This window comes from Ruegeria profundi (assembly GCF_001507545.1).
Taxonomy (GTDB): Bacteria; Pseudomonadota; Alphaproteobacteria; order Rhodobacterales; family Rhodobacteraceae; genus Ruegeria; species Ruegeria profundi.
The window spans coordinates 154900-178398 of record NZ_LQBP01000009.1 but is presented as its reverse complement, the minus strand read 5'-3'; the positions used below and the strand labels follow the sequence as shown (position 1 = coordinate 178398).

The window sequence follows — 23499 nt, the reverse complement described above, 5'->3', positions numbered from 1 at the left end:
GTCAGGCAGACGCGCCCATCTACAAAATCTCTGTGCCCCAATCAGTGCCCAGCGAACGCCACCAGCGCCAATACCGCGAGAGCGGTTTCGTCCTTGTCCCGCAGAGCGGACATTTGTCGCGATTGAGCAAATGATCGCTCCGAGCCCAAAGCAGCTATCGCAAGAATGAATAAAGTAGACAATTGGGTTCAAGTTTTTGTGCGACCCACAACTCCTCTGAGGCTTCAGAGTTAATCTTGCGACATATGATCTGCGAACGCCTTTTCGTAATCTGGATGCCAGCGGCTGAGCGCGGGGCGATTGTAGATAATGTCCCCCGCCGCCCAGGAAATACGTTTTTCGTCAATGTCCCGCGAAACGTCGTTGTCTGGGCAAATCACATAGAAATCACCGCGATCCACACTGTCGATAAAGAAATCTGCGGTTTGTTCGGCGGTCCAGGCGGAAGGAGGCTTGTCCTTGGCGCCGATCATGTTCGTATGGACGAACCCCGGCACCAGCAGATGGGCCGTTAAATTTGCGCCCGCGGTGTTGCGAAGTTCGTGTGAAAGGGCCTCAGTAAAGGCTTTTAGCGCTGCTTTTGACACGTTGTAACCCGGATTGCCGGGAGGAGTGGTAATACCCTGTTTTGAACCTGTATTTATGACGGCGCCCGGACGTTCACGTGAAATCATTCCTGGCAAGAATGCTTGGCATCCGTTAATTGCGCCCCAAAGGTTTACATTCAGCATTTTTTCCCACGCATCTCGTGGACCCAAGCAGGACGAGCGAATACCAACGCCGGCATTGTTCATAAGAATGTCAGCACCGCCGAAACGGGTCGCGACTTCTGCTTCTAACGCTAATACTTGTTCAAGATCAGACACGTCGGTAACCGAAATCATAGTTTCAGGTGATCCGACCTCACGCAGCGCAGCCGCGGCTTCTTCCAGCTTACCTTCGTCCAAATCGACAATGACAATGCGCATGCCCATTTGAGCGAACTTGGCGGCAGATGCGTACCCAATTCCGGACGCACCACCGGTTACGACTGCAACAGAGTCAGATTTTAGTGCTGGATGAGCCATTTTGGGTCCTCTTGACTAAGTGCCTTGACGCTTTGAGATGTTTGGCCGGTAAGCCAGATAAAGGGTTTTGCGACCTATCCCAAAAAGAGCAGTTTTATTGATACGAAAGTCGTTTTTTGTTGTTTGGCGATTAATCCAGTGTAAACAGCTCTTGCCGTTCAGCAACACCCCGCAGCCTGTATTGCCCAAGTGAAACCAGACTCGGCACCTCTTCGACCAGTTCACCGGCAACTTTACTGGAAAGCAGGATGTTTTGATCAAGAGCGCTGCACATCCCCAGAATACGAGACGTTGTGTTAACTGCCGGCCCGACAACTGTGAAATCGAGGCGTGATCTGCCGCCAATATTGCCGTAGAGAACGTCCCCTGCATGCAGGGACAGTGTGAAGCCGGTAGTCGGTAAGCCGTCTGCAATTCTGCGTTGGTTCTGATCCAAAAATGCGGCACGTAGCTCAATGGCTGCCTCAATTGCGACGCGATGCGCGTCAGGAATCTGGTTAATGTCAAAAATGGCGAGCATGCCATCGCCCATAAACTTCAGAACGTTACCGCCATGGCGCTCAACAATTTCAACGACCTCCGCAAAGTAGGCGTTCAGCAACTCGATAATTGAATGACCAGGCAACGCTTCAGACAGCTTGGTGAAATTCTGTAGATCAAAATACCATATGACGGCTGAAATGGTTTCAGACGAACCGCGGGTGATGTCTCCGGACAGAACACGCTTGCTGGCATCTCGGCCTAGATATGCGGCAGTGATATCTTCTGCCATCAACCTGTTTGCCCCGCATTTGAGGGTCAGGCAAAGAGGAGGTATTAACTGTCGTAGACCATCCAATTGTGGGTCCGTAAAGCCGTCAGCCGCGTCAGTCGCCAAAGAGATGATAGCCCCTTCTTCAGCATGCATGGGGTCCACCGGCGCTGCGTGATTTTGGCGAAGGAAGAACCTTTTAACAGCAAAGTAGTCTGTGGCGCCGCGCTCGCGAAGCTCATCAAAAATCGGAAAGTTGAGCTCCGGGTCGTCGACAGTCAGGTTTTGCCTGATCTCTTCAACATTGTTTGCCAAGAGATAATAAATTGGGCTCAGAATATACTCTTCGGGGGCGCTTGTTCGCCGGACGAAGTTTTGGCGCTCGTTTCCACCTCCTCTGTGCCATCGAAACGCAACTGTCCCAATCTCAGGATGATGAGCGCGTAAAGTAATGTTCGCTCTCTGAATGGGAATGCCTGCGACGAGAAGTCGATTGCAGAATTCTTCAAGCCAGATTTCAACCGGAGCATTCTCCAAGCCCTGCTGAACCAGCCAATCGGCCAAGTCCTTCAAGGCAGCGGTCATCTCAAAGTTCTGGATCGAAGGAGCTGCCATCGTGTCCTCGTTCAAGCTCAAATAAAAAAGCCGGCGAAACCCTTCTGCTGTTGCACTAGTCGAAAAAAATTGCAGTTCCGTTGGTTCATGCCAAAGCAACTGGATCCCGAGTGTAGCTTTCAGAAAATCGCAGTCAATCTTGCGCCTATGTGCCACTATCGAGGGATACTATACGACATGTCACGGATTTTTTGAGGAACACGCAATGAATGATCAGACCCCGTCACGCCGTCTGACAGCGGCAGACTTTGATCAAGAGCTTTTGGATCTCTATGATTATTACGCGCACGGCAGATTTCTTAGCGTGAGTTCCTGGAACGTGCTGGCAAATGGGCGGTAGGCGGTTCAACCGCGGCGGCAATCCTAGGTTCACTTGCTCCCAATTATGCTCTTGCACAGCAAGTCGCTGAAGATGATCCGGTAATTCAAGCTGACGAAATCACCTATAGCAGCCCAAATGGAACCGGAGCTAGTTCGTCTTACCTCGTCCGGCCACTAGAAATCGATCCAGACCGTCCGTCGGCAGCCATCTTGGTGATTCACGAAAACCGCAGGCTCAATCCATACATCCGCGACGTCGTCCGGCGTCTTGCCAAAGCCGGGTTCATTGCGATCGGGCCGGACGGCTTGCCTTCTCTGGGCGGGTATCCGGGTAGTGATGAGGAAGGCCGCGAGAATGTACGCTTTTCGTGCTTGAGCGGGCCTGAGACGCCACGGGTTGCCTCGGCCCTTGACCTCATACCGACACGCCGGACAGCAACTCGGCACGGTCGATCGTTCCCTTTCTTCCGTTCATCCGCACCGCACCGCGTTCCAGCACGTAAAATGCGTCGCCGAGGTCATAGGCAAAGTTGAAATACTGCTCTACCAGAACGATGGCCATCTGGGCCTGCGCGCGCAGGTGTTCGATCACGCGTCCTATCTGCTGGATGATGTTGGGCTGGATGCCTTCTGTCGGCTCATCCAGCAGCAAGAGCCGCGGCCGCGTGATCATCGCCCGCGCGATGGCGAGTTGCTGTTGCTGCCCGCCTGACAGGTCGCCGCCGCGCCGGTTGAGAAAATCCTTGAGGATCGGGAACAGGTCGAACACCTCGTTTGGAATGCGATGCTCAGCCCGTGGCAGGCAGGCAAATCCTGTCTCCAGATTCTCTCGCACACTCAGCAACGGAAAGATATCGCGCCCCTGCGGAACATAAGCCACACCGCGCCGCGCGAGCGCGTGCGCGCTTGCGCTCGACACGGGCTTGCGCTCCAGCATGACTTGCCCGCCGGACACGGGGTGCGTGCCGGAAATCGCCTTCAAAAGGCTGGTCTTGCCCACGCCGTTGGTGCCCATCACGCAGGTCACCTCCCCGCGCCGTGCCGTCATGTCGATCCCGTTCAGGATCTGGCTGCCCCCGTAATGCAGGGTCAGCCCTTCGGTTTTCAGAACCTCATCGCCCGAGATAGACATCGATCACCCTTTCGTTCTGCGTCACATGGTCGATCGAGCCCTCGGCCAGAACCGAGCCTTCGTGCAGCACGGTCACCTTGCAGCCCAGCCTGCGGACGAATTCCATGTCATGTTCGACCACGACCACCGCGCGGGTGCGGGCGGCCTCGCGCAGGATATCGGTTGTGTGCTCACGCTCGGCGGGGGTCATCCCCGCGGCCGGTTCATCCACCAGCAGAAGCCGCGGCTCCTGCGCCAGCAGCATCCCGATTTCCAGCCATTGTTTCTGCCCGTGGCTGAGCTCGCCTGATTTGCTGTGCAGTTTGCGCGACAGCCCGATTTCCCCGGCCAGTTCGGCGATCCTGCCGTGATCTGCCGCAGTAGGGCGGAACATCAGCACGCTGAGCGGGCCGCGCGCCTTTCTCAGCGCCATCATCAGGTTGTCAGCTACGGACTGATCCTCGAAGACCGTGGGGCGTTGAAACTTGCGCCCGATCCCGGCCTGCGCGATGCGGCTTTCGGACATGGACAGCAGTGACAGCCCCTTTTCACCGTAACTGATCCGGCCCTCGTCGGGGCGGGTCTTGCCGGTGATGATGTCCATGAACGTCGTTTTGCCCGCGCCGTTGGGGCCTATGACCGCGCGCAACTCCTGTGTGCCGATCTGGAACGATAGGTTGTTGATCGCCTTGAAGCCATCAAAGGAAACGGAAACGCCCGACACTTCGAGAAGGGTGCTCATTTCTCGGCCTCCTTTTCGCGCAGGGCGCCAGGGTCGGGTCCAAGGTCCGCGCCGTGGCGGTTGGGCGATGTTCGGTCCACGATCAGGTCTACCAGCCCACCGAGCCCCTTGGGCGCGAACAGCGTCACGGCCACGAAAGACAGACCAAGCAGCACGGTCCACCAGTTCACCCATTGGATCGTGTAGAAGCCAAGGTTGATGTCGGGGGCCTGCCCGCCGGTGAACCATGTCGACAGCAACGAAACGAAGGCCGCGCCGATCACCGCGCCATAAAGCCGGCCGCGCCCACCGATTGCCACCCAGACAGCAAGGTAGATCGAGGCGATAGGCGCGATCTCGGTCGGGTTGATGATCCCCGCCTGCGGGTAGTAGAGCGCGCCCGCGATCCCAGCGATTACGGCGGTAAGTGTGAAAATGAACAGCTTAAACGCATCGACCGGGTAGCCGAGGAAGCGTACGCGCGCCTCGTCATCGCGAATGGCCCGTATGACAGAGCCGAACTTGCCCGAAACGATCCAGGCGCACAGCAGGTACCCCGCCCCAAGTGCGAATGCCGACCCCCAGAAGAACCACAGCGACACCGTGGCCTGCGGCACGGCATCAAGGCTCGGCAGATTCTGCAGGCCCGATAGGCCGTTATTGCCGCGCAGCCCGCTGTCGTTCTGGAACAGGTACAGTGACAGTGCAAGCGTCATCGCCTGTGTCAGGATCGACAGGTACACCCCCGTCACCCGACTGCGGAAGGCCAGCCAACCAAAGATAAGCGCGAAAAGCCCCGGGATCAGCACCACGAAGGCAAGTTGAATGGGCAGGGAATGGGCGAAGGCCCAGACCGGCGGAAACTCCGATGCGCCTACTACGCCAAAGATCTGCGTAGCGATCCCGTCCGAGATTTCCTGTGCCGTTGGCGGCAACTCCGAAGCGACGAGGCTGTCGACCACAATCAGGCGGGTGCGCTCGTACATCAGCCACATACCGATGGCGTAGCCACCAAGCCCGAAAAACGCCATGTGCCCCAGCGACAGGATCCCGCAGTAGCCCCAGACAAGGTCCATCGCCAGCGCCACGAGGCACAGGCAAAGCGTCTTGCCCAGCGTCTTGACGAAGCTGGTGGAAATGACCCCGATCCCGAAGCCCTCGGACAAGATCGTCACGCCAAGCGTGAACAGCCCCAGCACGGCAAGGAAGATCAGCACCGACGGAAAGCGCAGGGCCAGCGGCGTGCGAGTGTGGCTGCCGGTGAGGCTTGTCTCACTCATTCTAGGCCTCCGCTGCGCGACCCTTGAGGGCGATAATGCCCCGCGGTCGGAACTGGATGAACAGGATGATGAACAAAATCATGTAGGTCTGCGCCGCCAGCGTGTTGGACGGGTTGAGGAACTCGATCCCCTTTTGCAGTGTGCCGACCAATGTCGCGCCCAGTAGGGTGCCCCAGATATTGCCCACGCCACCCACCACGACGGTCATGAAGGATTGCACTATGTAGTCGGAACCCATCTCGGAGGTGACCTTGGCGTATAGACCGATTGCTACCCCTGCGATCCCCGCGATGCCCGATCCGAACCCGAAGGTCAGCATGTTGATTCGGTCGGGATTGATCCCCATAGAGGCCGCCATGCGCGGATTCTGCGTCACCGCCCTGACCTCCAGCCCCAGCCGGGTGCGGTTCATCACCAGTAGGATGAGGCCAAGGAACAGTAACGCAAGCACGAAGATCGCGATGCGGATGTAACTGATCGAGACGATGTCGTTGATGATGAGCGACCCATCGAGCCAGTCCGGAGAGGTCAGCGGCCGCGCCTGCGTGCCGAAGATGTTTTTAGCTATCTGCTGTAGAGCGATCGATATGCCGAACGTGGCCAGCAAAGTCTCGAGCGGACGATGATAAAGCCAACGGATCACCAGTCGCTCCATCGCGACGCCTGCGCCAAAGGTCACGGCAAACGCAAGCGGCAGCGCGATGATGATCGACAGGGTGTAGTCCGGCACGATTTGCTGGACGACGTAACCCGTGTAGGCCCCCATCATTATGAATTCGCCATGCGCCATATTGATCACGCGCATCACGCCAAATGTAATGGCCAGCCCGATCGCCGCGAGAAAGTAGATCGAGGCCAGCGACAGCGCATCAAGCCCGAGATCAAGACCCTGGTTCACCGCCACCTTGTTCTCGATACTCTTGAGGGCACTTGCCGCGGCCAGCGCCACGGCCGGCGGGGCCGCGATGTAGCGTTCGAAGAAAACGAACTTGTCCAGTGTCGCATCGATCTCGGCCTCGGTGGCGACGGGCTCGACCTTTCCCTGCTGGGCCAACACGGCATACGCGATGTCGCGCGCGGCCTCGGTATCCAACGTTGCAACCTGCACGCCGGCCACCGCCCCGTTTTCAAGGTTGGCCACCAGTGCGGCGCGCTTGTCTTCGCGACTTATGCGCGGCTTGGCGAGGTCGGCCGAGACCAGCAGGTCATAGGCGTCCTCGCGGGGCAGGGCGTCGCTGGCTGGGCTGAGCACACGGGCGACGTCCTTGGTCTCGGGCACCGCGTCGGCCGTCTCCAGCCGAGTACGCACCAGCGGATTAAGCGTGGCGCGCACATCCACGCCCAAATCACCGGCGAAACTCTCGATGGCCTTGATGCGGTCAGCGTCGTCTTCGGCGAACTGGATGGTGAGAAGACGCTCGAGCCGGACCATCGCCGCCGCGATGGCCTTGTCCTGTTCGGTTTCGATCGCGCCGCGCAATGTCTGCAGATGCGCGGCCTCGGCGTCACGAGCGATGGTCTCCAGCGCCTGCAGACGCATGGCGGGATCAGGGTCGGTCAATTGGAACCGCACCAGTGCGGCGCCGATCATGCCGCGAATGCCGGAATTAGGTTTGAGTTGATCGTAGTCGTCGTCGGGCGCCGTTCCGATTTCCATCCCGTCGGCCACGTCGAAGATGCGCAGCGTGTCGCTGTCCACCTCCTCGGCGAACACGTATAGCCCAGTTTCCTCGTTCCGCCACATCTGCTTGGCCTGCCAACGATTCAACACCTCGCGAGCTGCCGGAAGGCCGCTGTCGGCCAGCGCGTCGATGGCCGGCCCGATCGTGCGGCGGGAACTCTTTGAGATGATATCCCCATGTTCCTGAAGAACCTTCTGGATCGGCGCATCGGCCTGCTGCGCGGAGGCCGGCGCAGCTACTGCAAGCGCGAACGTCAAAAGGCGAAGAATATTGAGCATACCATTTTTCCTGCTGGCCGGAGGGCGCGCGAACGCCCTCCGGTGATCTGGTTCTGCAGTCAGGTTCAGATCAGTAGTTGGACTTGATTTGCACGCAGGTCTCGGTCTGGGTGTTGTACATGCCGCACTCGAGATCTTTCCAATCCGAGATCAGCACCGCGGATTCTGGGAGGAAATCCGTCCATGCATCTCCGGGCACTTCCTCGGTCTGGCTGATGATGTCGAACTGACCGTCTTCCTGGATTTCACCGATCAGAACGGGCTTCGCGAGGTGATGGTTGGGGAGCATGACAGCGGTGCCACCGGTGAGGTTCGGGAATTCCTGCCCGTACATGGCTACGCGGACCGCATCTACGTCTGTCGATTCCGCCTGTTCCACGGCGTTCACCCACATGTTGAAGCCGATGTAGTGTGCCTCCATCGGGTCATTGGTTACACGGTCTTCGCCCATGCGTGCTTTCCATGCTGCGACCCAGGCCTCGTTCGCCTCGGTGTCGGCGGACTGAAAGTAGTTCCATGCGGCCAAGTGGCCGACAAGGTTTGTGGTGTCGAGGCCCGACAGCTCTTCTTCGCCAACCGAGAAGGCGACGACGGGAATGTCATCGGCCGAGATACCCGCAGCGGCGAGCTCCTTATAAAAGCCCACGTTTGCGTCGCCGTTTATTGTGGAAATCACGCCGACCTTCTTGCCGTCCGCGCCAAGTGCCACGACATCCGAGACGATCTTGGACCAGTCGGAATGGCCGAAGGGCGTGTAGTTCACGAATATGTCGTCTTCAGCGATGCCCTTGTCCTTGAGATAGCTTTCGAGAATGTTGTTCGTCGTGCGCGGATAGACATAGTCGGTGCCCAGAAGCGCGAATTTCTCAACGCCCAGTTCCTCGAGAAAGTAATCCGTCGCCGGGATAGCCTGCTGGTTCGGAGCGGCACCAGTGTAAAACACATTCTTTGAGCTTTCCTCGCCCTCGTATTGAACCGGGTAGAACAGCAGGCCGTTGAGTTCCTCGATCACCGGCAGCACCGATTTGCGGCTCACGCTGGTCCAGTTACCGAAGATCACGTCGACCTCGTGCACGGTCAGAAGTTCACGCGCCTTTTCAGCGAAGAGCGGCCAGTCCGACGCCGGGTCGACCACCACGGCCTCCAGCTCACAGCCCATGACACCGCCTTTTTCGTTCTGCTGCTCGACCAGCATTTCCATGGTGTCCTTGAGCGTGGTTTCGGAAATCGCCATCGTTCCGGAGAGGGAGTGCAGCACGCCCACCTTGATCGGGCAGCTCACCTCTGCCATCGCGGGCAGGGTGGTGGCAAACAGCGCGGCAGCGGCTGTCGTAGTCAGGAACCTTGTCGACATTTCTTAATCCTTCGTAGATGTCGCGCATTACACCTTGCCAAGAGCAGCCCCGGCACCCATTTTGGTTTCTGCGCAATTCACGTTGCGTCGTGCGGTGGTGTTTTGGAGTGAAGGCCAGCACCACTGCATTTTTCTCGCCAACCGGGTAAGCTGGCACTTCAGGATTGATGCAGTCTTTCTGCGGGTGCGAAATAACTTTGAGAGTTTTCGGCGGCAGACTTTGGAAAGTTCGCCCGAATTTTGATCACCCAAGAGGGTGCTGCCGTTTTATTGTGCGACGTCCGTTTGATGTTTCCTGCGCAACGTAATTTGCGGGCGGTTACGCCCCGATAAGGGCGTGTCGCGCATCAGGACGAGGTCGCTTGCAGGTAGCCTTGAACAAGCCGTTCACACTGTGTGATGAGGTGTCGCGCATGACTCGCTGCGCGGTTGGCCTGCGCGACATCTTGCGAAAAGCTTGCCCGCTGCAACAACATGGCATGGGCATGTTTCGCCTTGATCCGCAGCGATAGAGCTGCCGTGTCTTGTGCGCCCGTCAGCGCCTCCAGGCGCAGGAGCATAGCTTCGAGCGCCCGTTGTGTGTCAATCGCGTCTTCCGCCTGCATGAGCCACTTGTGCTGCACCTCAGCGGACAGGCGCCCCGCGCATGTCGCCGTTTCCGCGACGAGTCCGGCATCGGCGCGCGCAGATGGTGTGACAACAACCACGGCTACGAGGCTCAGGGATAAAGTTTTCAAAAAGCCCATGAATTAAGCATGCCGTAAATTAATTCAGCACTCAACAATCTTCAGGCCGTTTTCGCGTTTTGAAACGGCTCGTGGAAAACACGACGCCACACCGATTCAAGCGATATTTTGACATGGGTTGGATCGCCCGGTCGGCCTCGTGGCGTTTGAACATGACCAAATCCAACCCTTTTAAGGGCTTTCAAAGCAGCCTGAAAATCATTCGCCTGGCGGTAATGTTGCACGTCCGATTTCCTTTGTCGCTCCGCACCGTTGAGGATTTGATGCACGAGCGCGGTGTCGAAATCAGCCATGAAAACATATTTTGAAACGAAAAACTGCGATCCTATGGGGCCGCGTTAAAGGAAATCGGTAGCGCGGATCGACAGGAAACCGGCCGATGGAAGAACAACCGTGCGGAGAACTCAAACCTGCCATTCAGACGACGAGAGCTTGCGATGCTCCGCGTCCGGCGCGTGCGAAGTCTGCAGCAATTCGCCTCCGTTCCTTCCTCTGCGCACAATCATTTCAACCAGAAACGCCACCTCAACTCACGTCAAAACTTTAAGCTGAACCGAAGCGCCGCTCTTGCCGAGTGGCGTCAACTTTGTTCCGCACAGGTTCACACTATCTGTGGCAAACTGAGACTGGTTCGAATCTGTCTGACAGCACCCGCGTGAGCAGAAAAAGTGCCATCGCGCGAACGATCCAAGACCGTACTTCATAATCGGATGGCGATGCCGCTAAGCGGTCATTCTGAAAAGACAATCGAGTTCAGCGTAGCTGCTGCAATCTGGGCAAGGCATCGCCCTGCGAAACTTGAACGCTTCATTCAAGCAAGTGTTGCGGCAAGTCTCGTCAGTATCTACTCAAGGCACCAAGTACCGTTTCTCGTGTCTTTTGGTCGCTAGGAAAGATTCGTTCCACAAGAAACTCGGATGGAAACTCGGGCCACGTCTTTTGCAGTTCGCCGATAAGTCTTTGTGCTTCGTTGAAATTGCCCAGCTGATCATGTGCTGCTGCTTGGAAAATGAGAGAAGGCGCGCTTACAGGCGCACCAGCTGCCGGCGCGCCTTGAAACGCTTCGACAACGTTCTCGTAGTTCCCGAGCATGAGTTGCGATACCCCCCAAATGTTCCTTGCGCCAAATCGGCCAGATCCGGCTCTGGACCTTGCTGGGTTGCTGACCTCCGCTGCCAGAGCGGGCATGTTTGCAATGAGAGCTGTGATCCCGACCAGATCCAGAACATGGCCATCTTTCGGCGCAAGTTCAGCTGACAGTCTCGCGTATTTTAAGGCCTCATCTGGTTCATTTGACACCGCCAACCGCCAACCATTCGAGGCGTTTGCCCATGCACCCGATGGGGACAAATCAAGCGCCATTCCAGACATCTCGAGTGCTTGAAGCAAGAGATCGTCCCGATTTTCTTCATCTCGGGACAACAGAGCCAGAGTGGCCAAAACCTGAGCTGATCCGGCATAGCCATCCGGCAGCGCCGGGTCGAGCTCCGTGGCATGCTGGAACATTCCCAGCGCGATTTGCTGGCGTTTGACATCAAATACAGGGAAGAACATGCCCCGGGCCTGGTCCGCCAGGTTAGCTGCCTGCAATCTTGCAAGTGAATGCTGACCAAGAGCCGCTCGTTTAGCCTGCTGGGTGCTGTTTGAAGACTCCTGGACCTCCCTGTTGCCGGTTATCAACCATGTACCAAGCACAGCGATCACCGCTAAAACGGCCAGCCCAATCAACAGCAGTTGACGCAGGTGCCTGCTTTCACGTGTCTGGCTGCGGGTTCGCGGGTCTGAATTTGGGTCTTCCCCCGATGGTTCGTATGAAAACCGCGGCTTGTATCCGCCGGGATCGACGAAAATCCGAACACCTTTGCCGTCCCAGTGTTCTTCGTAAAACTCACGCAACAGGCGGCGAAGTCGCCTGGCTTCTACACGAACCAGATTCCGTCCACCGCTGCCATCAATGCTGCGCCCGTACACTTCGACCGCGATGGCCTTGCCGCGGATCTGGGCACCGCGACCGGCGAGAGTTTCCTCGACGATATAGGTAAGAAACTGCTGGAGGCGGGGCGAAGTTCGGAACTCGACGCTGGAAACCACGCCCCGCAGTGCCTGTCGGACCAGTTCCGGTGATGGCTGCTCAACATCTTGATCTATCAATAAATCATTGGCTTGGTTCACAGCAAACTCACCCCCAACTCACGGTGACTCACTTGGCTGCCCCGGTCAACAGCACGCATCGTTATCTGCGAATAGATAGTGGGAACCGGGCTTTATCCAGTGGCGAACGACCTGAAAGACGAGCTACCCGAGCTTTTGAATGCGCTTTCCAGCCAGATTGAACCGCATGCGTTTCTAAGCGAGGCCATCGAGGACCTCGGCAAAGTCTGTGCAAAGTTGAAAGACACGTCAATCACCGCATCCGAGCGCGAAGAATGGGCCCACATCAAATCTGAACTCTTGAATGAGCTTCGTCGGCTGGCGAAGCGCAAACTCCGAAACACATCTGATTGAGGGTATCGCAATGACGGACAATGACCAGAACAAAGACCGTGAGAACGGCCAAAACCAGCAATCGGTTGACATCGAAAACCCTTCTCGGCGGCAGGTTATACACGGGCTGGCGGCAGGCGCCGTGGCAACAGGCGCAGTCACCTACGGTTCCGGCGCAGCACAGGCGCACGAGGGGGACGGCCCTTTGGGTGAAAGCCTGAAGAACCCCTATGGCGGCAGACCTGCTGGCGGCATCACTCTGCCGGAATACTTCCGGCCGACGAAATACATTACCGGGTCTAACGCAAACTACTTCCCGCTTTCCGAGGAGCTTGGACCCGACGAAATGCGCATATCATTCTGCGGGTCCACACCGTTTCCTCCGCGTGAGGATCAGGCGGGCACCTGCGTGATGGTCGAGCTGGGCAATCGAAAACGGTTCTTCTTCGATTTCGGGTCAGGGTGCGTGCGCAACATCATCGGGATGCAGGTTCCGGCTCAATTGATCAACGATATCTTCATCACGCATCTGCATGTCGATCATTACGCCGACATCCCTTACATCTACCCGTTCAGGGCTTGGTCGGGTGGATATACTCCGCTGCGGATTCACGGCCCGTCCGGTCGGACACCCGAGCTTGGAACGGCGGGTATGGTGGAGGGCATGAAGCAAATGCTGAAATGGCATTTGGAAGCCTTCGATGTGTTCCCAATCGGGGATGGTTACGAGATCGAAGTCAATGAATTCGATTTCCGTCAGGAAGGCGGCATCGTTTACGACGAAGATGGCGTGACTATTCGGTCTTGGCCTCGTAGCCACGCCAAGGACGGAGCTGTGGGGTATCGGCTGGATTGGAATGGCCTGAGCTTTGTTTGGACCGGCGATGGCCGTCCCGATGAGCTAAGCCTTGAATACGGAAAAGGTGTCGATGTGTTTGTCACCGAAATGTCCGGCCAGGATATCGGTCAGCTGATGACCTACAAATACGGTCTGCCGCAGGAGCTGTTCAACTATACAATCGATACGCACCATACGTCACACTATGCGGTTGGCAAGATGATGGCCGAAGCACGCCCGCGGCTTGCAATGGTGACCCATTACACGCAGGACGAAGACATTGATGCCGAGATGTTGGCGGGTATCCGGGCTCACTATGATGGGTTGTTCGCCTGGGGTTTGGACGTCGCTGTCGTCAACGTCACAAAAGACGCAATCTGGTATCGAAAGGCAACGTTGCCCGGGAAATCGGGATCCGTCGCCCCGTTCCGCGAATTGGGCAAGATGGAAGCCGAAGGCAAGATCACGTTACCTGATGAAATCAAGCCGCCTGCACCGCGGTCATCGCGTGCCGAACAACAGGACCAAAAATACCGGGACATGGAGATTGACCCCAAGGAATACTACCCGACCGATGTATTCCGAGCCCCCAGTCCCGAGTGGCCCAGCGATTTCGTGATTAAAACCGACGATGTCATTCCGAACCGCAAAAAGAAAACGGAGTGACAATATGATCGAGTTTGGTTCGACCTCCGCTATCCCCGTCACGATCCTGACCGGCTTTCTCGGAGCCGGTAAAACAACCCTTCTAAACCGCATCCTGACCGGCAATCATGGTCTGCGGGTTGCCGTGCTGGTCAACGATTTCGGCTCGATCAATGTGGATGCTGATCTTGTGGTTGGCTTGGAAGACGATGTGATGAGCCTGGCGAATGGGTGTGTGTGCTGTTCGATCCGGGATGACCTGATCGAAACGGTTGAAGCGGTTCTCGCCCGGCCGGAAAAACCGGAATACATCGTCCTTGAAGCCAGCGGCGTGTCGGACCCGTCCTCGATCGCGATGACTTTCACGGATCAGAAGTTTCGGGACATGATCCGCCTGGACAGCCTCATGTGCCTTGTCGACGCGGAACAGCTGTTTGCCGCGCCGGAACAGATGGAATTGAAGCTAAGGCAAATCGCGTTTTCTGACATGGTCATCCTGAACAAAGTAGACCTCGTAAACCGGGATACGGTTCAGAGAGTGCACGACTGGCTCGGCTCGCGCTTCCGCCGATATCGCCTGGTCGAAGCCGTCAATGCAGATGTCCCGCTGGACATATTGCTGTCAGTCGGACGGTTTGCCGCCGAACAACTCCAAACAGAATTGCCGGATCATCATGAACATGGGCCCGACTGCGGGTGCCGCCACGCTGATCATTCAGACGGTTTTTCGACGACCATGATGAAGGCTGAGCAACCTATCAGCCTGTTGTCGCTCAGAAGCGCAATCCGAAAGCTTCCAGGAGACGTCTATCGCCTCAAAGGCTTTGTTTTCAGCGAGGAGGACCCGGATCATCGTATTCTTGTGCAGGTCGTCGGAAAACGCATGGACATCTCGCGGGACGGGGCCTGGGGTGATCGAAAACCCGAGACGCGGCTTGTAGCGATCGGTGCGCCCGGTGCGCTTTCGGAACACGTGCTCACCGACGCCCTGTTCGAAACGGCCTAGCGATCACGCCGGTGGTTTGCCCTCAAACGGGGCGACCGGCCCTCATGCCACCGCCTCTGAATTTGATTTAGAGGCCGAAATAATTAGACTTGTCGCAATCGCAACCATCCTGCAGCGGGGAAACCTTTATGTTCACGAGACTCTTTTGTTTGGCACCCGCCATTTCGATCCTGTTGTCTTCCCCGCTTTATGCGCAGGACACGCCGATCATCCACGACGCACAGTATTACATACTGGAAGCACAAAACGGCGAGCAGTGGGTCGAAGATGATGCTGCTGTGGATGCGTTGCTTGCCGAGTTTCGTGAGGGGAATGCTGGCAACCCCCCCAATATCGTGTCCATCCTGATCGACGACCTGGGTTTTGGGGATATGGGTATTCCCGAACTGAATGCCGTGCGCGGGATTGAAACCCCCAACATCAATGCGTTCTCGGACGAAGCCATGCGCATGGTTCGAATGTATACCGAACCGTCCTGCACGCCGACGCGCGTAGCCCAGATGACGGGGCGCCTGCCCGTTCGCATGGGTATGGGGGACACCACGGTCGACATTGCAGGCTTTGGTCTTCCCGGAGCCGAGGTCACCCTCGCAGAGGTTTTGAAACAGGCCGGCTATGCCACCAGCCATGTGGGCAAATGGCATATGGGCGATATCGCAGAAAGCTGGGCGATGAACCAAGGTTTCGATTATGCGCAGCATGCCGTGCATCAGCAGGGGCAACTCACCATCTTCAACGATGATGCAATCCGCGAGCAGGTCTCGGTCGGCATACAGGATTTTGAGGAAGACTATATCGTGGACAATTGGTTCCGCCCCGACCCTGCCGCCATGGCCACCGTCATCGAAGGAGAGGCCGGCGGTCCAATTCGCGAAATTCGTATGCAGCCCGGCGAGCGCTGGGACGCCGAAAAATACGATGAGATGAACGAACAGTTCCAGCTTAAGGCGCTGTCCGAGCTGCAACGGCTGGCCGGCGGCGACGCACCCTTCTTTCTGCAGTACTGGCCGATGATCCCGTTGGACAACACGCGCGCCGGGCGCGATGGCCCCGAGAGCGTGAACGGCGGCCTCTACGCCGACAAGCTGCAACTGCTGGACGAATATCTTGGTGTGCTTTTTGACGAGATGGAAACGCTGAGCGTCGCCGAAAACACCATAGTGGTCCTTATGGGCGACAACGGGCACTTCACGAAATATTCCCCGCAGTCGGGTTTCACCCCGATGATTTTCCGCGGCGGCAAGGGCGATACGACAGAAGGCGGCGTACGTGTGGATGCCTTCATTCGCTGGCCCGGAATGATCGAGGCAGACTCGATCGTGAACAACATCATCCATGTATCGGATTTGTATACGACCCTTTCGCGCATGGCTGGCGCCGACGCGTTCATTCCAAGGGACAGGCTGGTGGATGGGGTGGACCAATCCGCATCAATCTTGTTCGCCGATGAATCGAAAACGCGTCGTGATCACGTAATCATCTATTCAGTGGCGTCTCCGAAGGCGATCGTGAAGGACCAACTGAAACTGAACCTTCCGGGTGCTGGAGAAAGTGCAATTCTGGCAGATTTCTTTGACATATATAGGGATACGCATGAAAAGTATCCGGTTTCGACCGAAGTTGGCGCATGGGGTGGCCAGGAGTTCCAACGCATCCTTGGCCGGCATCTTGCCCGAAAAGAGCTTTATCCTGACACCGAGCCAGCGCGTGGCGTGCCGTATGAAGGCGTCGAAAACCTGCGCCCGGAAACCGTTGCCGCTGTCAAAGCCTTTTTGACCAAACGAGCTGCAATCGAACGCTAGCTGCGTCCTGACCTCACCACAGCTCCCCGCATTCGAGAGGCACCTCCATGCTTGCTACCCTGATCTTCTATACCGGCCTCGTTATCTCTTTGGGAGTCGGCTTCGTCTACTTTCGAGACCTCGGCGACGTTTCTCAGATGCTCTTGAAGGTAAAGCGCGAAAATATGATCCGCTTTATTCGCAACGAATTTCGGCTGATTGGGATTGGCCTGGCGGCTTTTGCAATTGCCACAATCGCCCACTTTGCGTTTGGAGGCGGCGTGCGTGCGATATGGTGGTTGGGCGTTGTCTTGGCGTTGGTTCTATATGGCTTTCCCTATGTCTGGGTCCATTTGGGGTTGAGAAACCAGCTGAACACCGCGCAGTATTACAGCATTGCTGAAGCGGAGCAGTATGTCGGCCCCAATGCACCCGTGATCGTAATGGTAAACGGCGATCATGCCCGTGCGCATCCTGACGCTCAGATCATGCGGCCCCATTTGGCTGGCGACGCCAAGGGGCTTGGGGGCGAAGACGTGGTCATGACCTATTGCGCAATGGCCAATCTTGGTCAGGGATACGCACCCTCAATCGAAGGAAGACGGTTGAATCTTGAAGTTCTTGCTCAGCATGGCAACAACCTGATCCTGCGCGACAACGACACAGGGGAACCTATTCAACACATTTATGGGTTCCGCGAAGCAGACCGGGACACCGCGTCGGACGGACCCGCCTGTCCATTGCGCCCAGAAGCCCAGATGAAGCCATGGCCAACCTTCCGTATGACATTCCGTGGCTTCAAGAAAGCCTATCCGAACGGTGAGGTCTTTCTGAACAAACCGTCGAAGAACCCGGTTCTGAGACTGCTCGACATGGCGCTGGAGATGATTTTTGGATGGGGTATCGCCAGGCAGCATCAAGAGGCTGATCCTGTCATGGACAACATGGAGCGCCCGCCTGACACACGCTTGCCCAACAAGGCACTCGTTTGGGGCGTGACCATCGGGTCAGATGCCGCCTGTTGGACCGATGATTTCGTGGTTGACCAAAACTGGTTGCTGAACACGCGCGTTGGCGGGCGCGACCTTGTTGTGCAAATTGATCCACACTTTGAAAGCCTCGGTGTCTGGTACAACGACAGTGGTAAACCAGTTGAGCGCTGTGATTTCCGGGGAAATAGCGATCAAGGACAACTCACCCGGGTTGAAACTTTGCGGGCAGGCCTGTTTTGGCATGTCTGGGCGGAGTTTTTTCCTCACACCGATGTAAACCGTATTGGCAGCGTCAAACCGAAGCGTGCCGCATAGTGACGTTTGTTTGATGCCGAATGGAGTGAACTACCAAGCGGAAAGATGGCCGAATGGACTTGCCCCTTTTGCAAGGCGTGAGTGGCGGAAGTAATCTGGTCGACATCCATATCACTGTACTGCAAAGCGCAACGACCGCTTCGCGCCTTTCCTTCAGAGTCGCTTTAAGCGTCCCGCCTAAATTGAGCCCGTGAAGCGAACGGAAGAAAGGTTTGCATCGGACTGTGAGCCTATGCCGCCACGAGTAGTAGAGGGCGTCGGCAGTGAAACATGGTGTGAATTATTTCCATCGCTAGCGGGGGACAACTCAGTTCACAGTCTGGTAGTGGCTTTGTTGGACAAATCGGTTGAAGGGCAGACCTCCCCTTTCCCCGGAGGGACTTATCCTACGGGCTCTGTGACTGGCATGCCAAGAACTGTGGGGCGATTGAGCACCGCGATCCGAACCTGAAACTCAGCGACTTGCCGGTCGTAGTCGCATGCCATGAGACCCTGGCTAAGCTGTTTTACGCAGTTCATGTTTGTCTCTGCGCGGCTTCTTCGGTGACGCATGTGCCGATATCGAGCCGCCAGATTCTCTAGCAGTGCGGCGCGGCGCGCAAGCAAACGCGGTCCCGCTTACCATCATCAAGAAACACGTCTGATGTCACTGCACCGATACCGGAGCTTGCTCCTGTAATCAAAATGGATTTCATACCGCTTCCTCAAGTGGCCGATTGCAGACCCGCGATATGCGTTTCAGAATTGTTGCAAACGTTTGAAAAGGCTGGAGGTGTCCCAGCGTCCGCCGCCCATCTTCTGAACGTCCTTGTAGAATTGATCCACAAGCGCGGTAACGGGAAGACTCGCCCCGTTTTCATTCGCAGTGTTCAGGCAGATTCCGAGGTCTTTGCGCATCCAGTCGACAGCGAACCCATGTTCAAAGTGGTCGTCGAGCATCGTCTCGTACCGGTTGCTCATCTGCCAGCTGCCCGCGGCGCCCTGGCTAATGACCTCGACCACCGCGCGCCCGTCGAGCCCCGCTTTGCTGGAAAAATGCAGCGCTTCCGAGAGGCCCTGGACGAGACCGGCAATCGCGATCTGGTTCGCCATCTTCGTCAATTGCCCCGCGCCGCTTTCGCCGAGACGACGGCACAGCTTGGCATAGCTTGCCATCACGGGTTCGGCACGCGCGTAGTCCGGTTCGTCCCCGCCGCACATGATCGACAGTTGCCCGTTTTCCGCACCGGCCTGTCCGCCCGACACAGGCGCATCGACGAAAGCGACACCTTTCGATTTCGCCTCTGCGTAAAGCTCTGAGGTGACTTTTGCTGATACGGTCGTGTGGTCCACGAACAACGCGCCGCTTGACATGGTTGAAAATGCGCCCGTGTCGCCAAGACAAACGGCACGCAGATCGTCGTCATTGCCAACGCAGGCCATGACCATTCCCGCACCGTCTGCGGCTTCGGCTGGCGTTTTAGCCGCACGTCCGCCATGTTCCGACACCCATTTTTCCGCCTTGGCCATCGTACGGTTGAAAACGGTCACATCGTGTCCGGCGGACTTGAGATGGCCGGCCATCGGATAACCCATCACGCCGAGGCCGAGGAATGCTACTTTTGTCATTGGTATTGTCCTTTAAAAGTCAGAGGAGGTCGCGCGGCGTTTGTCCGGCGAAAAAGGCATCGAGGTTGTCGAGCGCCCGAAATCCCATCGCATCCCGTGTGCGGGTCGTGGCGCTGCCAATATGCGGCAGCATGAAGATGTTTTCGTGGTCCGCAAAGGCAGGGTTGCCACCCGGTTCGACCTGAAAGCAATCGAGGCCCGCAGCACTTATCTGCCCTTTTGCGAGCGCGTCGAGCAAGGCGGTCTCATCCACCAGCGCGCCACGTGCGGCATTCACGAGGACGGCCCCCTTTGGCAAGAGGTCGAACCGCTCCCGATTCATCAGGTTGGTTGTTTGGGGCGTGGCAGGGCAATGTAGTGAAAGGAAATCCGCGACTTTGAGAAGGGACTCGATACTGTCGTGGTAGGTTGCGCCAAAGGCCTGATCAGGCGGCAATTCGGAACGGTTGAAGTAATGGATCTCCATGTCGAACCCTTTGGCCTTGGCGGCAAAAGCCCGGCCCACGCGCCCCATGCCGACGATGCCCAGCCTGGACCCGGTGACTTGCTTGCCGACCATGAAGGAAGGTGACCAGAAATCCCAGGCTCCGGTCCGCACGATCCTGTCACCGGCAACCGCATGGCGCGCAGCGCCAAGCATCAGCAGCATCGCAAGCTCTGCCGTTGCGTCGGACAGCACGTCCGGCGTGTTGGTCACAGCAATACCGCGCGCACCCAGCGCGGGCAGGTCACAGTGATCCACGCCGACGGAGTGGTTCGCGACGATCTTGAGCCGCGGTGCAAAGCGCCGCACCACATCCGCGCTGAAATGCTCTGAATGACAGGGAATGATCGCATCGTATTCCGCGCTGGCAGCAATAAGATCCTCCGCCGTGCCGGGCGTATCTTCATAGTTTACATCGGTGTCATAGTCCCGCATCGCCCGTTCAATCGTGGCATCGGATAGACGGCGGGTGATCCAAAGGCGGGGTTTGGGCATCGTCAGTCCCTCTTTCGAATGCACTCATCCCAGTAATCATAGATCGCCAGTGCGCAAACCACGATCACGATCACCATGAATGGGAAGCCGCCCCAGAACCCTGCAAAACCGGTAGAAATGCTGTGCGAGAGCTCGCCCACGAAGATCACAAGCAGGGCTGTGCCGATAAAGCCGACGATGAGTTTCGTGATGTAAGACATGGGGTATCCCTTCGGTTACGCGGCCTTCGCCGCGATATGGTTCTGGCACCAGCGCGCTGTTCGCAACAGTCGATCATCCTTCTGTGCGGGGCCGATCAATTGCACGCCGATGGGCAATCCTGTTTCACCCACCAAAAGCGGCAGCGTAACACACGGTAACCCTACGAGCGTCCACAGAGTGCAAAAGATTGGATCGCCCGTGTTTGAGCCGAATGACACTGCTTCTCCGGCAGCAGAGGGCGCGAGGATGGCGTCATAATCCTGAAAGAACTCTGCAAAGAAGCTTTCGGCTGACGCTTTCACGGCCAGCGCGTCCTGATACTCGGCCTCTCCGATCTTGCGCGCCCTTTCGATGATCGGTTTCAGCGTATTGCTGATCTGGTCCCAATGCGCGTCGAACACCTCGGCCTGATGGCGGGCGATTTCATATTCATGGATGCGGGCCTGAACCGCCACCAGCTCGCCCAGCTGATCGGCCGGGTCCATCCGGGTCACGCGGGATCCGAGAACTTCGATCACGCTTTCAAGACCTTCCGCAGCAGCTTCTGAAAGACGGTCATTGAACGGCAGGTTGAACCAGGCGAGTTCCGGATCGACCGGCACCTCCTGACGCGCGCCTTCAACAGTCGAGGGCCGTGCATGCGGGTAACTCTCAGGGTCGCGTTGATCATAGCCGCTGATGGCGTCTGCCAGCAGGGCGACATCTTCCAGCGTGCGAGCAAATGTGCCGATCTGGTCGAGCGATTTGGACGTCAGAAGAACACCTGTGCGAGGGATCGTGCCGCGCGTTGGTTTGAAGCCGAATGTCCCGCAGAAAGAGGCCGGACGGATCACCGACCCGTTTGTCTGTGTTCCGATTGCAAGCGGCACATGACCGGCAGCAACCGCAGCGGCCGAGCCACTGGAGGACCCACCGGGCGTTCGATCCGCGTTGTGCGGGTTTCGCGTCTCGTTGGCATGCACGAAGGCGAGCTCGGTCGTAACCGTCTTGCCCATTATAACCGCACCGGCTTCGCGCAACATCTCCACAATGCGCGCGTCCTCTGCGGTCTGGCGGCCCTCGAAGATTGGCGTTCCGCGCTGAGTGGGCATGTCCCGCGTGTCGATTATGTCTTTCAGGCCCACAGGCAATCCATGCAGCGGACCTGTCGGTAGACCTGCTTGACGCCTTCGATCAAGCGCCGCCGCTTGCTCCAACGCGTATTCCGGGTTGAGGTAGGCCCAGGCTTTGATGGCGCCGTCCGTCTCGGCGATTCTGTCGAGACAGGACTGCACCAGTTGAACAGACTTCAACTGACCCGAAGCGATGAAGCCCGCCGCCTGCACCGCGCTGAGATCATGAGGCTTGATCTTCATGGGATGTAGGGTCCGAAAAGATAATCAGGGAACCACAGCGCGATGCCCGGGAACTGATACATCAGCACCATCGTCAGAATGACAATCCCAAGGTACGGCATGATGCCGCGAAAGATCTGCATCAGCTCGATCTGTTTCTTCAACACTCCTTTCAGGTAATACGCCGACATCGCCATTGGCGGCGTGAGGAATGAGGTTTGCAGGTTAAGCGCCACGAGCATCGCGAAAAAGTAAGGGTTCACTCCGAAAACATCGAGTAGGGGCAAGAAGATGGGCACGAAGATGATAAGGATTTCGGACCATTCCAAGGGCCAGCCCAGCAGAAAGATAATAAGCTGCGCCAGTATGAGGAATTGCCACGGCTCGAGAGCCATACCTCCAACCCAGTCGGCGATGATGTCATGGCCGCCGAGATAAGAGAAGACGGATGCGAAGGTCCATGATCCGACGAAGAGCCAGCAGACCATGGCCGTTGCCTTGGCGGTTAGGAAAACGCTTTCCTTCAGCTTTTTCCACGTCATGGATCGGTAAAGCACCGCAAGCACCATGCCCCCAAGCGCACCCATGGCAGCAGCCTCAGCGGGTGTCGCAAGACCGCCAAGGATGGAGCCAAGGACCAGCATGATAAGCACCGTAAGCGGCACGAAACTCACAAGCAGGTTCCAGTAAATCTCTCGCGGCGGCGGCACGTCTTCCATCTTGGGCCGCGGCGCGAGCGCAGGGTTCAGGTAGACTCGCACGATCACGTAAACGATGTAGAGCCCCGCCAGTAACAGGCCCGGGAAAACCGCAGCTGCGTAGAGCCGCAAAGGAGAGAGATCAGCGATCGCGGAATAGACGATCAACATGATGGATGGCGGGATCAGGATGCCCAGCGTGCCTCCCGCACAGATAACGCCGGACGCAAAGCTCTTGTTGTAGTTTGCATTTGCCATCGCGGGAAATGCGAGAAGACCCATCAGGGTTACGACCGCCCCAACAATGCCCGATGCAGTCGAGAAAACCGCACAGGTGATCAGCGCGGCGATCGCAAGGCTACCGGGCAGATTACGAGCAGCCTGGTAGAGCGAGAAAAACAGCTTGTCGACGATGTTTGCTCTCTCGACGACATAGCCCATGAACAAAAAAAGCGGGATGGCTACCAGTGTCGGGTTCTCCATCACTGAATAGGTGTTCTGGTTCAGCAGATAGAAGATGTTGTTGTTGAATATATCACTGACGCCATCGATCGGGCCGCGGAAATATGCGTAATAGCCAAACGCGACGCCCATGGCGAGCAACGTGAAAGCAATCGGGAAGCCCAGCAGCACAAGCACAATAAACAGGCCCAGCATCAGAAGGGCGACTTCGGGGTTCGTCATCTCTTGAT

General features: G+C 57.2%; 21 protein-coding genes and 2 pseudogenes. 7 read left to right on the top strand and 16 right to left on the bottom strand.

The annotated features are described in order from the left end of the window. Positions 1–230: 230 nt before the first annotated feature. Together AVO44_RS17070 and AVO44_RS17065 are read right to left on the bottom strand one after the other, a co-directional pair. Entirely contained in the window at positions 231–1067 is an 837-nt protein-coding gene (locus AVO44_RS17070) for an SDR family NAD(P)-dependent oxidoreductase (RefSeq protein ID WP_068339515.1), read from the bottom strand. Between the two features lie 130 nt (positions 1068–1197). Beyond that, the gene (locus tag AVO44_RS17065) at positions 1198–2532 is read right to left on the bottom strand and encodes an adenylate/guanylate cyclase domain-containing protein (RefSeq protein WP_169794869.1); all 1335 of its coding nucleotides are present in this window, start codon (positions 2530–2532) and stop codon (positions 1198–1200) included. Between the two features lie 106 nt (positions 2533–2638). Between AVO44_RS17065 and AVO44_RS21715 the strand changes: the two genes are divergently transcribed. Continuing rightward, positions 2639–2773: a hypothetical protein gene (locus tag AVO44_RS21715; protein WP_267885779.1), complete on the top strand. Its 135-nt coding sequence runs from the start codon at positions 2639–2641 to the stop codon at positions 2771–2773. 396 nt (positions 2774–3169) lie between these two features. Here the strand turns inward: AVO44_RS21715 and urtE are convergent, their stop codons facing one another. From urtE to AVO44_RS21480, 7 genes are all read right to left on the bottom strand, one after another. Continuing rightward, complete coding sequence (gene urtE, locus AVO44_RS17055) at positions 3170–3886, bottom strand: urea ABC transporter ATP-binding subunit UrtE (protein ID WP_068339512.1); 717 nt, start codon at positions 3884–3886, stop codon at positions 3170–3172. After that, positions 3867–4607: an urea ABC transporter ATP-binding protein UrtD gene (gene urtD / locus AVO44_RS17050; protein ID WP_068339509.1), complete on the bottom strand. Its 741-nt coding sequence runs from the start codon at positions 4605–4607 to the stop codon at positions 3867–3869. The genes urtE and urtD overlap by 20 nt, the downstream gene beginning before the upstream one ends. Beyond that, positions 4604–5866 carry an urea ABC transporter permease subunit UrtC gene (gene urtC, locus AVO44_RS17045; RefSeq protein WP_068339506.1) on the bottom strand — a complete coding sequence of 421 codons (1263 nt, stop codon included), beginning with the start codon at positions 5864–5866 and terminating at the stop codon, positions 4604–4606. The genes urtD and urtC overlap by 4 nt, the downstream gene beginning before the upstream one ends. Before the next feature lies 1 nt (position 5867). Beyond that, positions 5868–7826: an urea ABC transporter permease subunit UrtB gene (gene urtB / locus AVO44_RS17040; protein ID WP_068339503.1), complete on the bottom strand. Its 1959-nt coding sequence runs from the start codon at positions 7824–7826 to the stop codon at positions 5868–5870. Positions 7827–7896: 70 nt separating this feature from the next. After that, positions 7897–9180: an urea ABC transporter substrate-binding protein gene (gene urtA, locus AVO44_RS17035; RefSeq protein WP_068339500.1), complete on the bottom strand. Its 1284-nt coding sequence runs from the start codon at positions 9178–9180 to the stop codon at positions 7897–7899. Between the two features lie 347 nt (positions 9181–9527). Next, entirely contained in the window at positions 9528–9926 is a 399-nt protein-coding gene (locus AVO44_RS17030) for a hypothetical protein (protein ID WP_157770018.1), read from the bottom strand. A gap of 41 nt (positions 9927–9967) precedes the next feature. Further along, the gene (locus tag AVO44_RS21480; protein ID WP_157770017.1) at positions 9968–10219 is read right to left on the bottom strand and encodes a hypothetical protein; all 252 of its coding nucleotides are present in this window, start codon (positions 10217–10219) and stop codon (positions 9968–9970) included. Between AVO44_RS21480 and AVO44_RS21615 the strand changes: the two are divergent. Beyond that, positions 10118–10519, top strand: a pseudogene (locus tag AVO44_RS21615) (hypothetical protein); the annotation flags it as partial. The gene AVO44_RS21480 and the pseudogene AVO44_RS21615 sit on opposite strands and share 102 nt — an antisense overlap. 244 nt (positions 10520–10763) lie before the next feature. Here the strand turns inward: AVO44_RS21615 and AVO44_RS17020 are convergent. Next, positions 10764–12077 carry a tetratricopeptide repeat protein gene (locus AVO44_RS17020; protein WP_169794868.1) on the bottom strand — a complete coding sequence of 438 codons (1314 nt, stop codon included), beginning with the start codon at positions 12075–12077 and terminating at the stop codon, positions 10764–10766. 120 nt (positions 12078–12197) lie between these two features. Between AVO44_RS17020 and AVO44_RS17015 the strand changes: the two genes are divergently transcribed. The 5 genes from AVO44_RS17015 to AVO44_RS16995 all read left to right on the top strand — a co-directional run bounded on the left by AVO44_RS17015 (position 12198) and on the right by AVO44_RS16995 (position 17987). Then, positions 12198–12431 carry a hypothetical protein gene (locus AVO44_RS17015; protein ID WP_157770016.1) on the top strand — a complete coding sequence of 78 codons (234 nt, stop codon included), beginning with the start codon at positions 12198–12200 and terminating at the stop codon, positions 12429–12431. Between the two features lie 10 nt (positions 12432–12441). Further along, the gene (gene gntH / locus AVO44_RS17010; protein WP_068339487.1) at positions 12442–13914 is read left to right on the top strand and encodes a guanitoxin biosynthesis MBL fold metallo-hydrolase GntH; all 1473 of its coding nucleotides are present in this window, start codon (positions 12442–12444) and stop codon (positions 13912–13914) included. A 4-nt stretch (positions 13915–13918) separates the two neighbouring features. Continuing rightward, entirely contained in the window at positions 13919–14899 is a 981-nt protein-coding gene (locus tag AVO44_RS17005) for a CobW family GTP-binding protein (protein ID WP_068339483.1), read from the top strand. Between the two features lie 128 nt (positions 14900–15027). Beyond that, positions 15028–16701 (top strand): sulfatase-like hydrolase/transferase, encoded by a 1674-nt coding sequence (locus AVO44_RS17000; RefSeq protein WP_082677531.1) that lies wholly within the window; start codon positions 15028–15030, stop codon positions 16699–16701. Between the two features lie 47 nt (positions 16702–16748). Next, positions 16749–17987: a DUF3179 domain-containing (seleno)protein gene (locus AVO44_RS16995; protein WP_068339481.1), complete on the top strand. Its 1239-nt coding sequence runs from the start codon at positions 16749–16751 to the stop codon at positions 17985–17987. A 381-nt stretch (positions 17988–18368) separates the two neighbouring features. Here the strand turns inward: AVO44_RS16995 and AVO44_RS16990 are convergent. The 6 genes and pseudogenes from AVO44_RS16990 to AVO44_RS16965 form a co-directional block, all read right to left on the bottom strand. Then, positions 18369–18533: pseudogene (locus AVO44_RS16990) on the bottom strand (IS5/IS1182 family transposase); the annotation flags it as partial. 192 nt (positions 18534–18725) lie between these two features. Beyond that, the gene (locus tag AVO44_RS16985) at positions 18726–19595 is read right to left on the bottom strand and encodes an NAD(P)-dependent oxidoreductase (RefSeq protein ID WP_068339475.1); all 870 of its coding nucleotides are present in this window, start codon (positions 19593–19595) and stop codon (positions 18726–18728) included. A 19-nt stretch (positions 19596–19614) separates the two neighbouring features. Further along, positions 19615–20574: a 2-hydroxyacid dehydrogenase gene (locus tag AVO44_RS16980; RefSeq protein ID WP_068339473.1), complete on the bottom strand. Its 960-nt coding sequence runs from the start codon at positions 20572–20574 to the stop codon at positions 19615–19617. A 2-nt stretch (positions 20575–20576) separates the two neighbouring features. Beyond that, a complete protein-coding gene (locus AVO44_RS16975; RefSeq protein WP_068339470.1) occupies positions 20577–20774 on the bottom strand; it encodes an amino acid permease in 198 nt (65 codons plus the stop codon). 15 nt (positions 20775–20789) lie between these two features. After that, positions 20790–22130, bottom strand: a complete 1341-nt coding sequence (locus AVO44_RS16970) for an amidase (RefSeq protein WP_068339467.1) — start codon at positions 22128–22130, stop codon at positions 20790–20792. Next, positions 22127–23491 (bottom strand): TRAP transporter large permease, encoded by a 1365-nt coding sequence (locus tag AVO44_RS16965; RefSeq protein WP_068339464.1) that lies wholly within the window; start codon positions 23489–23491, stop codon positions 22127–22129. Before AVO44_RS16965 ends, AVO44_RS16970 begins: the two co-directional genes overlap by 4 nt. Positions 23492–23499: the final 8 nt, after the last annotated feature.

Bases quoted from the DNA above. Each gene is read 5' to 3' on its own strand.
- AVO44_RS17030 (WP_157770018.1), bottom strand. From the start codon at position 9,926: ATGGGCTTTTTGAAAACTTTATCCCTGAGCCTCGTAGCCGTGGTTGTT.
- gntH (WP_068339487.1), top strand. From the start codon at position 12,442: ATGACGGACAATGACCAGAACAAAGACCGTGAGAACGGCCAAAACCAG.
- AVO44_RS16970 (WP_068339467.1), bottom strand. From the start codon at position 22,130: ATGAAGATCAAGCCTCATGATCTCAGCGCGGTGCAGGCGGCGGGCTTC.
- urtB (WP_068339503.1), bottom strand. From the start codon at position 7,826: ATGCTCAATATTCTTCGCCTTTTGACGTTCGCGCTTGCAGTAGCTGCG.
- urtD (WP_068339509.1), bottom strand. From the start codon at position 4,607: ATGAGCACCCTTCTCGAAGTGTCGGGCGTTTCCGTTTCCTTTGATGGC.
- AVO44_RS17005 (WP_068339483.1), top strand. From the start codon at position 13,919: ATGATCGAGTTTGGTTCGACCTCCGCTATCCCCGTCACGATCCTGACC.
- AVO44_RS16985 (WP_068339475.1), bottom strand. From the start codon at position 19,595: ATGACAAAAGTAGCATTCCTCGGCCTCGGCGTGATGGGTTATCCGATG.
- AVO44_RS17070 (WP_068339515.1), bottom strand. From the start codon at position 1,067: ATGGCTCATCCAGCACTAAAATCTGACTCTGTTGCAGTCGTAACCGGT.
- AVO44_RS17000 (WP_082677531.1), top strand. From the start codon at position 15,028: ATGTTCACGAGACTCTTTTGTTTGGCACCCGCCATTTCGATCCTGTTG.
- AVO44_RS21715 (WP_267885779.1), top strand. From the start codon at position 2,639: ATGAATGATCAGACCCCGTCACGCCGTCTGACAGCGGCAGACTTTGAT.
- AVO44_RS16965 (WP_068339464.1), bottom strand. From the start codon at position 23,491: ATGACGAACCCCGAAGTCGCCCTTCTGATGCTGGGCCTGTTTATTGTG.
- urtA (WP_068339500.1), bottom strand. From the start codon at position 9,180: ATGTCGACAAGGTTCCTGACTACGACAGCCGCTGCCGCGCTGTTTGCC.
- urtC (WP_068339506.1), bottom strand. From the start codon at position 5,866: ATGAGTGAGACAAGCCTCACCGGCAGCCACACTCGCACGCCGCTGGCC.
- AVO44_RS16975 (WP_068339470.1), bottom strand. From the start codon at position 20,774: ATGTCTTACATCACGAAACTCATCGTCGGCTTTATCGGCACAGCCCTG.
- AVO44_RS16980 (WP_068339473.1), bottom strand. From the start codon at position 20,574: ATGCCCAAACCCCGCCTTTGGATCACCCGCCGTCTATCCGATGCCACG.
- AVO44_RS21480 (WP_157770017.1), bottom strand. From the start codon at position 10,219: ATGGCTGATTTCGACACCGCGCTCGTGCATCAAATCCTCAACGGTGCG.
- urtE (WP_068339512.1), bottom strand. From the start codon at position 3,886: ATGTCTATCTCGGGCGATGAGGTTCTGAAAACCGAAGGGCTGACCCTG.
- AVO44_RS16995 (WP_068339481.1), top strand. From the start codon at position 16,749: ATGCTTGCTACCCTGATCTTCTATACCGGCCTCGTTATCTCTTTGGGA.